The organism is Parashewanella curva, assembly GCF_003675895.1.
In the GTDB taxonomy this organism is placed as follows: Bacteria; Pseudomonadota; Gammaproteobacteria; order Enterobacterales; family Shewanellaceae; genus Parashewanella; species Parashewanella curva.
Genome location: NZ_ML014778.1, coordinates 53,168 through 62,733 on the forward strand (window position 1 = coordinate 53,168; position 9,566 = coordinate 62,733).

General features: G+C 40.9%; 6 protein-coding genes and 2 pseudogenes. 4 read left to right on the forward strand and 4 right to left on the reverse strand.

Annotation, left to right across the window (positions count from 1 at the left end; translation table 11 throughout):
• Nucleotides 1-196: 196 nt before the first annotated feature.
• On the forward strand, nucleotides 197-1,018 hold the full coding sequence (locus D5018_RS11045; RefSeq protein WP_121839065.1) for an MFS transporter: 822 nt from the start codon (nucleotides 197-199) through the stop codon (nucleotides 1,016-1,018).
• On the opposite strand, the gene D5018_RS11050 is transcribed toward D5018_RS11045, so the two are convergent.
• Nucleotides 984-1,193 carry a type 1 periplasmic-binding domain-containing protein gene (locus D5018_RS11050; RefSeq protein ID WP_121839066.1) on the reverse strand — a complete coding sequence of 70 codons (210 nt, stop codon included), beginning with the start codon at nucleotides 1,191-1,193 and terminating at the stop codon, nucleotides 984-986. The genes D5018_RS11045 and D5018_RS11050 overlap by 35 nt on opposite strands.
• A gap of 433 nt (nucleotides 1,194-1,626) precedes the next feature.
• On the opposite strand from D5018_RS11050, the pseudogene xylB reads away from it, so the two are divergent.
• Nucleotides 1,627-3,079: pseudogene (gene xylB / locus D5018_RS11055) on the forward strand (xylulokinase).
• Nucleotide 3,080: 1 nt separating this feature from the next.
• On the opposite strand, the gene D5018_RS11060 reads toward xylB, so the two are convergent.
• Nucleotides 3,081-4,355 (reverse strand): M20 metallopeptidase family protein, encoded by a 1,275-nt coding sequence (locus D5018_RS11060; protein ID WP_416351540.1) that lies wholly within the window; start codon nucleotides 4,353-4,355, stop codon nucleotides 3,081-3,083.
• Between the two features lie 313 nt (nucleotides 4,356-4,668).
• On the opposite strand from D5018_RS11060, the gene D5018_RS11065 reads away from it, so the two are divergent.
• Entirely contained in the window at nucleotides 4,669-6,195 is a 1,527-nt protein-coding gene (locus D5018_RS11065; protein WP_121839068.1) for a M4 family metallopeptidase, read from the forward strand.
• A gap of 67 nt (nucleotides 6,196-6,262) precedes the next feature.
• On the opposite strand, the gene htpX is transcribed toward D5018_RS11065, so the two are convergent.
• On the reverse strand, nucleotides 6,263-7,126 hold the full coding sequence (gene htpX / locus D5018_RS11070; RefSeq protein ID WP_121839069.1) for a protease HtpX: 864 nt from the start codon (nucleotides 7,124-7,126) through the stop codon (nucleotides 6,263-6,265).
• 166 nt (nucleotides 7,127-7,292) lie between these two features.
• On the opposite strand from htpX, the pseudogene D5018_RS11075 reads away from it, so the two are divergent.
• Nucleotides 7,293-7,427, forward strand: a pseudogene (locus tag D5018_RS11075) (Type 1 glutamine amidotransferase-like domain-containing protein); the annotation flags it as partial.
• Between the two features lie 250 nt (nucleotides 7,428-7,677).
• Here the strand turns inward: D5018_RS11075 and ltrA are convergent.
• Complete coding sequence (ltrA, locus tag D5018_RS11080; RefSeq protein WP_121839070.1) at nucleotides 7,678-9,150, reverse strand: group II intron reverse transcriptase/maturase; 1,473 nt, start codon at nucleotides 9,148-9,150, stop codon at nucleotides 7,678-7,680.
• Nucleotides 9,151-9,566: the final 416 nt, after the last annotated feature.

The following is a 9,566-nucleotide window of genomic DNA, read 5'->3' on the forward strand; positions in this document are numbered from 1 at the left end:
TTTGTATAGGCTTATTTTTGACCTCTCTTAACCCACTAGCAATTACGATTTTTGATAGTAGAGTTGATCTATTTCATTTCTTTAATCAACGGAACGAAATAATCAAATTTCATAATAACGTTATCAGTTAAAATAATGTTTTTGTTCAGTCACTTGTACCAAGATAACAGCATTTACCTCTGCGATTTTGAGCACTATGAGCAAATCTTTCAGCGTTATTCATCTTACTATTGTGGTTGCTCTCGGCGGTTTGTTATTTGGTTATGACACAGCCGTCATTTCAGGGGCAACGGAGGCCTTACAGCAGTTCTTCAATCTTTCAGCCACTGAGCTTGGCTTTGGGGCATCATCAGCCTTAATCGGCTGTGTCATTGGCGCCATAATGGCTGGTCCGTGCAGTAGCTCAATGGGGCGGCGTGGCTCGTTGATTTTGGCTGCAATTCTGTTTCTGATCTCTGCTATTGGTTCTGCCATACCTGATCAGTTTTGGGTGTTTGTGATTTATCGCATTATTGGTGGTGTCGGCGTGGGTATAGCATCAATGGTGTCCCCCATGTATATCGCTGAGATTGCACCTCCAGAAAAACGGGGGGCCTTAGTTTCTTGTAATCAGTTTGCCATCATTTTTGGAATGTTAGTGGTGTATTTTGTCAATTATGGTATTGCCTTAATGGGGACTGAAAATTGGCTAAATATCACTGGCTGGCGATATATGCTCGCCTCCGAAACACTCCCTGCCCTGTTATTTTTAGGTTTGTTATTTACCGTACCAGAAACACCCCGCTGGCTAGCATTGAAAGGTCGTGATGATGAAGCTCAACATTTGCTTACTGTATTAAACAAAGGGAAAAACATAGCAGCGCAATGGCAAGATATTCGCTCTTCAATCCATTCCACGACTCAAAGCAGTATTATTGCTTCTAAAATGATGGGAGTGCTTATCATAGGTATTATGCTCAGTATCTTGCAGCAAGTTACTGGTATTAATGTTTTTTTGGATCATCAAAATCAGCAATGATCCCGTCTACATTCAGGTGATGTGGCTTTTCAAGGTGAGTGGTAAAGTCTTCAGGTATAAACAATTCCCAATCACAATCAGAGGATTGTACATACTCACCAATGCCTTGAATGATCTGGCGGTCATAAACCTTATTGGCGTTAAATAATAGTGTGACTCTGTATTTCTGATTCATATCAACTGCTTTTTACAACTATGCATCATATAGCATAGTCGTAAAGCATCCATAATCAGCTTAAATATCATTAGGGCCTGTTGATCTTTCGTGCTTATTTTCGCAGCGATAAATTGGTTATCTTATGCAAGGCGGAGTTTGTGCTGTGTAGTTATTCTACATAAACAAACGATAACGAAGCAGAAGTGACCAATTTACGCTGTCTTCGATGCTTTTGAGCACTTCCTGTTCTGTGTTGTGACCAGCTTACTTAGATGGCTAAGCTTCACTGCTCACGCCTTGACCAGAAAAATGCTCAAATAGCACAAAATTTAAGCCTGAAAGATCAACAGGCCCTAATTAAATCAGTGAAATTAATAATCAAATTTCATAATTGTTAGCATCCGGCTCAGCGTTGATACTTGATAAACCTTGTGTAAAACAGTGAGCCATCATGTATTTGGGAATCGATTTAGGCACTTCTGGTGTAAAAGTCCTCATCATTTCAACTTCGGGAGAGAGCATCACAACAGCCTCTGCTAGGTTAACAGTTTCAAGGCCTTATGACCTTTGGTCTGAACAAAACCCTCAAGATTGGTGGGAAGCCACAAATGTAGCCATCGAAAAATTATCGAGGCTCGTTGATTTATCTCTAGTGAAAGGCATTGGGCTTTCAGGACAAATGCACGGTGCAACTTTATTAGATACTAATGGCCATGTATTACGACCAGCAATACTATGGAATGACGGTCGCAGCAAAGATGAATGTAGGCAGCTAGAAAACAACATTGAGGATTGTCATAAACTCACTGGCAAACCTGATCATGCCAGGTTTTACTGCGCCTAAAGTAAAATGGATAGCGAATCATGAGCCTGAAGTCTTTTCCCAGTTAGGAATGGTGTTACTGCCGAAGGATTACCTACGCTTTAAAATGACAGGCAATTTCGCAACCGATCTTTCCGATGCTTCTGGAACTGCGTGGTTGGAAATGAAACATCGTCGTTGGAACAATAAATTAGTGTCGGCTACTGGTTTGACGATAAACCAACTGCCTGAATTATATGAAGGCTCTGAAATTACAGGGTACCTGTTGCCCAGCATAGCTCAAAAGTGGGGAATGTTATCTGTACCCGTGGTTGCTGGCGGTGGTGATAATGCCGCAGGAGCCATTGGAATGGGAATAATAAACCCGAAGCAAGCCATGCTATCTCTCGGCACTTCTGGAGTATTTTTTTCTGTAAGCGATGGCTTTGCTTCTAATCCAGAATCAGCACTTCACAGTTTTTGTCATGCACTACCTAATACTTGGCACACAATGTCGGTAATGTTAAGTGCAGCCTCTTGTTTATCTTGGGTTTCGAAGTTAGTGGGTTTCGACGATGTTTCTTCCATGCTCACTGCTGTAGAGCAATCAAAGAATAGAAATTCAGATGTGATATTTTTGCCCTATTTATCTGGAGAAAGAACCCCTCACAATAATCCGAATGCCAAAGGCGTGTTCTTTGGCATGACCCATTCAACAGATAGAGTTGGACTGGCTCAAGCGGTATTGGAAGGTGTAGGGTTTGCCTTGGCTGATGGGCTGGATACAGTTCATTCTGTATCAGCGACGCCTAACGAAATATCTCTTATAGGCGGTGGCGCCAAAAGTAAGTATTGGCGACAACTACTGGCAGACATTTTCGGGTTACCCTTAGTTTATCGACAAGGTGGTGATATTGGACCAGCCTTAGGCGCGGCGAGATTAGCGCAATTAGGGGTTGATAAGAGCAACGATATCAGTCAAATCTGCCCTACTCCAATGCTGATCCAGTCCCACTTTCCTGATGTTCAATCCCACAACATGTTTAAAGTAAAACGTGCAAAATTTCAAAAACTTTATGCTCAGTTAAAAGACTGTTTTTGAACTAAGGGCTATTAAATAACCCTATTGCGCTCGCTGTCATGGCCTCAACCCCAGTTTTGATCGCTAAAGGATAATCCGGTGCGAATTTACTGGAATGCAATGAAGGTAATTCTGTACCGTTTTTTACACTTTCAGCGTATTTTTTAGGGTTTACAGCTCCTAGCCAAAAGAAAGTTAATGGCACTTGCTCTTTGGTCAGTGCGTATTGTGATACGTCCTCTCCCACCATAGATTGTTCAGCATGAACCACATTACCTTTACCTATGGCCGCCTCAATAAATGATTTCACTTTCGCTGTCTGACTAGGATCATTAAAAACAGCATCAGCGGTTTCCGTTGTTAACACCTTAACATCTGGTAATAAATCATCACTCAAGCCGACACTCTTAGCAATACCTATCGAAATGCGCTTGATTGCACTTAATAACTTTTCACGAACATCTGGTTTATAAGATCTTACTGTTAACTGCAATAACACTTTATTACCTATGATGTTTCTCTTGGTTCCTCCATTGATCACGCCAACAGTAACGACGGTAGGATCTAATGGCGATATTTCACGACTGGAAATAGTTTGTAAGGCTAAAACGATGCGAGACGCCAATACCACAGGATCGACAGTTTTACTAGGATAAGCACCATGACCACTGATCCCTTTAACGGTAATATCCACCGAATCCACATTCGCCATAATATAATCAGGCGCAATCGCCACTTTTCCAGCAGGCAAGCCTGCATGATCGTGTAAACCAATGATGTGATCGGGTATAGGAAAATCTTTATACAAACCAGCCTTTAACATAGCTTTAGCGCCTGCACCATACTCTTCGGCTGGCTGAGCAATCATAATCAAAGTACCTCGCCATTGGTCTTTCTTATTCATCAACATGGTTGCTGTACCGATGAAGCTGGTCATGTGAAGATCATGACCGCAGGCGTGCATCACTCCAACTTTCTCGCCTTGCTCATTTGTTGAAGTCACGGTTGAGGCATAAGGTAGCCCTGTTTGCTCTGTTACTGGTAATGCGTCCATATCTGTACGAATCATTACTGTTGGCCCTTTGCCATTTTTAAAAACAGCTACCACTCCATAACCACCGTAATGATCAGTTACCTCGAACCCCAATTTATTTAGTGTTTGGCTCATCAATTGGCTAGTTTGATTTTCATGAAAAGACAGCTCTGGGTTCTTATGAAGGTGAAGGTACATGGTTTCGAGCTTTGGCATTAATTCATTCATAGTTTTGCCCTCCTCTGCATAAGGTTCAGCAGCAATTTTATTTACAGTAATGAACGATAAAACCGAAAGGAAAAGTAAAAAGTAAAAAGTAAAAAGTAAACATTTCTAACCATTAGTAACATAACGCCCCCTTAACAGAGCCTAAATATTAATCGATTTTTGTTTTACAGGGTATAGAGTTTTATGCAATATGAAAGACGATGAAGATTTTGTCATTGTTAAAAAGTAAAGTAACACCATAGGTTTAAGGATGAATATCAATAAAAAAATGACTCTTTAATAGCTTTGGTTAGGGCGTGTTCTAAAAGTCATTAAAGAGTAATCGAGACTTACGATTATAGGAGTTTTAATGATGTTCAATACAAAAAAGCTATTTTTAACTACAGCCGTTGCATTAGCATTGTCTTCGCAAGCTTTTGCAGCTGATATTATTAATTTTCACAACCTTGCTTCACCATCCTCTACACTTAACAGCCAAAGCATGGCTTCTATAATGTCTGAGGGAAACAGCTTCAAACAAAAACAAGCTGTTACCCTACCAAACAAGGTAAAAAAAATTCGCCTACAACAATATTTTCATGGCGTTCCAGTATACAACTACTCGGTTGCCGTAACAGCTGACCTATTGCAAAACTTCTCCAACCCCATTGGCTTTGCTGCAAATAACATTAACCCTGATCCTCACTTCACCACACCGACTCTTACTGCCACTCAAGCTCTCGCAAAAGCGAAGTCGGTTCATTTCTCTGACAATAAACTTCCAACTGATACTAAAACCCAAAATGATGACACTAAGCTTTATGTGTACCTTGATGGAAATAATCAAGAACATCTTGTCTATATGGTCAATTATTTGGTTAATGCCAACAGTCAAAACAGCCGCCCTTACGCAATCATTGATGCTCATACCGGCACCATACTTAAACAGTGGGAAGGTCTGACTACACTAAGTATGGGGACAGGTCCTGGCGGTAATGAAAAAGTAGGTCAATACGAATATGGCTCTGGAAAGCTGCCTAAACTAAATGTCATGCCGGACGGTAAAGGAAAGTGCGCCATGGATTCAAGCTTCGTTAAAACTGAAGACGCTAGAGATGGATTTCCAAGCCAAACCACAAAAGCTTATTCGTTCGATTGTTCTAAGTCTTACCGCAATACGGAAAAAGAAGCCAATGGCGGCTTTTCTCCCATTAATGACGCTCAATACAACGGTACCATGATTTATAGCATGTACCGCGACTGGTTCAGTATGAATGTATTGCCCTTTAAACTCATCATGGCTCCCCATGACAACACATTCCCAGGGCCAGATAATGCATGGTGGGATGGTAAAGTGATGCACTTTGGTGATGGGCATGATTCTTTTTATCCCTTGGTCAGCATTGATGTCGGTGGCCACGAAATCAGCCACGGCTTTACAGAATTAAACTCTGGGCTTGAGTATTGGGGGCAATCTGGTGCTATGAATGAATCCTTCTCTGACATGGCTGGAGAGGCAGCTAAAAATTATGCTCGTGGAACCAATGACTTCTTAGTAGGTTTAGATATCACTAAAAACTACGGTGCCCTTCGCTATATGAAAACCCCTCCTTTAGATGGTTACTCAATTGATAACGAAGATAACTATACTGGACAAGAAATGCATTCTGCTTCAGGGATCTATAATAAAGTTTTCTATCTACTTGCAACCACAAAAGGTTGGACAACCAAAAAGGCCTTTGCGGCTTTTGTTTATGCGAACGTGCTTTACTGGACTCCTGAAAGCACATTTGACTCAGGAGCTTGTGGTGTAGAAGATTCGGCCAAGGATTTACACTTTAAGTCTACCGATGTAGTGAACGCTTTTGCTCAAGTTGGAGTAAAATGTAAAAGTTAATCTTTTCCTATAACTGAAAACTAATAAGGGAGCCTGACGGCTCCCTTATAATTGGTTAACAATATTATTATTGATTTCTTAACGCTTCAATGCGCTTTTCTAATGGCGGGTGGCTCATCAATAATTCAGCCATTGACTTCTTACCATTAATACCAAACGCTGACATTTGAGCAGGCATTTCACCGGTTGCTGGACCTTGGCGTAAACGCTCTAGAGCCGCAATCATCTTATCTTTACCAACCAATCTAGCTGCACCTTCGTCCGCTTTAAACTCACGAATACGAGAGAAGTAAGCAACGATAGTTGAAGCAAGAATACCGAGAATCATATCAAGTACGAATACTACGGCCATGTAAGCAAAAAAGCCCATGCCTTCGCCTTCTTCATCATCACTTGCAACAAAGTTATCAATCACTTGAGCAATCGCACGTGCCGCAAAAATAACAAACGTATTCACAACACCTTGGATTAAAGTAAGCGTTACCATATCACCGTTAGCTACGTGACTAACTTCGTGAGCTAATACCGCTTCAATCTCGCCCTTTTCCATGCCGTATAACAAGCCAGTGCTTACAGCAACGAGGGCGTTGTCTTTGCTTGGCCCAGTAGCAAATGCGTTCATTTCGCCAGAGTTATAAATCGCAACTTCAGGCATTTTGATCCCAGACTGCTCAGCTTGACGAGCAACGGTATCAACTAACCAACGCTCAGTTTCATCACGAGGTGAAGCAATCACTTCACAACCCATGGTTTTCTTCGCCATCCACTTAGAAATTTTTAAGCTGATGAAAGAACCACCAAACCCGAACATAGCAGCAAAAATCAGTAAGCCGCCCATGCTCTTGGTATTAACACCCAATATCGACATCACAATCGAAGCCACAACCAAAATGGCTAAGTTGGTCAATATCAACAACATCACACGCTTCATTTTATTCTCCAAAAAAGCAGACATCGATCACACAAAGACATAATATGTCCCAATTGAGAAATTTCAAGGTTTTTCGGTTTAAAATAACAAAACATGAGCAAATAGATTCTCAACCTCCACTCTTTTGATACACTTCCGAAATAATTTGTTTTAAGGAAAATACAAAATGAGCATTAATGCGCTACTGTTAAGCAGCTCAAAAGCTGAAGATACTCCCTATTTGAGCCATGCCATTCCGTTTATCAAACCTCTTACTGAAAACGCCAAGAAATGGTTATTTATTCCTTATGCTGGCGTAAGTGGTGTTTCTTTCATAAGATGTCATGGTTTGTAGCTTACAGCCCACATAAACTCAGAAGCCATGATATTTTAATGCAAGTCATTTTCTACTATAAAGTGTCACATAATCGTATTTTCCTACCATAAATGTGGTCGAGTAAGTCGGATAGGCGACACCTGTTACCAGATGCCGCCCTCCTGAGAACCCAGCGTGCAACTTTCACTGCACTGGGCTCAAGCCTCCGCTAAGGCTTAATTGTTACCCAGCAATATCACAAAGCCAACATGACAGGTGTGTTCCATGAATTTCTACTTGTTTTACAAACCTTGCGTTCGTTTAAATAAGTAGCGTATTCAGGGTCATAAGGTGTCGTTGCACCTTTTATTTTGTTATGTCGACAAATTGGTATTCTAGATATCTCAACAAGATTAAAAGCACACTCCATGCCTGCAATAATCTGCTTTCCTTGAAATCTCCAGTAGCCATTGCGGCTAAAGAAATATTTCTTTGCGATCCATTTCTTACTTTTGTTGGGATGACGCCTATTAGCCCATCTCCATAAGGCTTGGAATACTTGGCTGTTTACGTAACTGAAAATCCGTTTGGCTGCACTAAAGCTATAGTAATTAGCCCATCCTCGAAGTTTGGGATTCATCATTCTGATGAGTTCTTCCACTTTTATTGTCGGGTGTTTTCGGATTAGTTGACGCATATTCTGAACAAATAGCAACACATTGCTATTGCTTGGTTTCGTTAGCAGTTTCCTTTTGTATTTTCTAATGTTGAACCCTAGAAAATCAAAACCATCCTTGATATGAGTAATATGTGTCTTTTCTTCGGAAAGAGTTAGATTTCTTTCTCTCAAAAATTCAGAAACCAGCGGTTTAACTTTATTAACCAGCACTTCCTTTGACGCACCAGTTATCACAAAGTCATCAGCGTAAGATATAAAATGAATTTTATCTGCTTTAGTTGGAATTTTTGACTTGATAAAGTCCTCCAACCCTGCCAATGTAAGTAACATCAGCGTTGGAGATATTATACCACCCTGAGGAGTACCTTCTTCAGTTCGGCAGAATACTCCTTTGTCGATAAAACCACACCCAAGCCATTGCTTTAACATCCTTTTATCCGTGGGAATGTTATCAATTAGCCATTGATGACCAATTTTATCAAAGCAGGCTTTAATATCGCCTTCCAGAACCCATTTTGCTGAGCTCTTTTTGCACAAACATATGAAGCATTGTTGTATAGCATCAGCAACACAGCGATTAGGTCGAAACCCGTAACTATTAGGGTCAGCGAGTGTCTCAGATATAGGCTCTAATGCAAGAAGATGTAACGCTTGTTGCGCTCTGTCTACCATGCAGGGGATACCTAATGGTCTGAGTTTGCCATTTTTCTTGGGAATATATATACGCCTGAGCGGTTTGGCTTTATAGCCTTTCCTACTCAGTTGATTAACCGCAGCCATTCGACGGGAGTCTGTACTCCATACGATACCGTCGACACCAGGCGTTTTACTACCTTTATTTTGTGAAACTCGTTTCACAGCAAGAAGTTTTGCTGCTTTTGAGTGAGTTAATATCCATTGCAAGGACTTTGCCTTGCCGTGTTTATTTTCTCTTATCGCTTTTGCAATACGCATTTGAAGCTTTAATACGGCTACTTCAACTGATTTCCAATTGATGGACTTCCATTGTTTACCGCAAGGAGATGCACTAATCTCTGATGAAATTATCATTTGCGTTTCTCCTCTAATAAAGTTCTTCAAACTCTCTTGCAACGGGAGACCAGCTGGAAGTGGGCTCACTTTCGTGCCAGATATTCATCTGTATCTCCATCATTACAATGCAGCATTTGCTTTCTCCAGCCTCCTTTACCTGCACAACTATCGGCCATCCTCACAGACAGCTTTCCCACTGGGAGTAATACAGGCTTACCATGTTCCGTATATCACGCAATATCAGGTTAGACGCCCACATTAGTGCGGAGAGTGTAGCGATCACGAAAGAGCAACTTTAAAACTCTTTGGGTGTAGATCTTTTAGATCGACAAACATCATGAAAAGATCATTAATTATCAATGGGATGACTTTGACAAATAGTGCGAAAGGAGCAATTTTATAGTACTTATCAGTTTGCAAACACAACAAGTCTA

What these genes read in the sequence shown, in the direction of transcription:
- D5018_RS11045 (WP_121839065.1), top strand. Translation starts at nt 197, where the DNA reads ATGAGCAAATCTTTCAGCGTTATTCATCTTACTATTGTGGTTGCTCTC.
- D5018_RS11050 (WP_121839066.1), bottom strand. Translation starts at nt 1,193, where the DNA reads ATGAATCAGAAATACAGAGTCACACTATTATTTAACGCCAATAAGGTT.
- D5018_RS11065 (WP_121839068.1), top strand. Translation starts at nt 4,669, where the DNA reads ATGATGTTCAATACAAAAAAGCTATTTTTAACTACAGCCGTTGCATTA.
- htpX (WP_121839069.1), bottom strand. Translation starts at nt 7,126, where the DNA reads ATGAAGCGTGTGATGTTGTTGATATTGACCAACTTAGCCATTTTGGTT.
- ltrA (WP_121839070.1), bottom strand. Translation starts at nt 9,150, where the DNA reads ATGATAATTTCATCAGAGATTAGTGCATCTCCTTGCGGTAAACAATGG.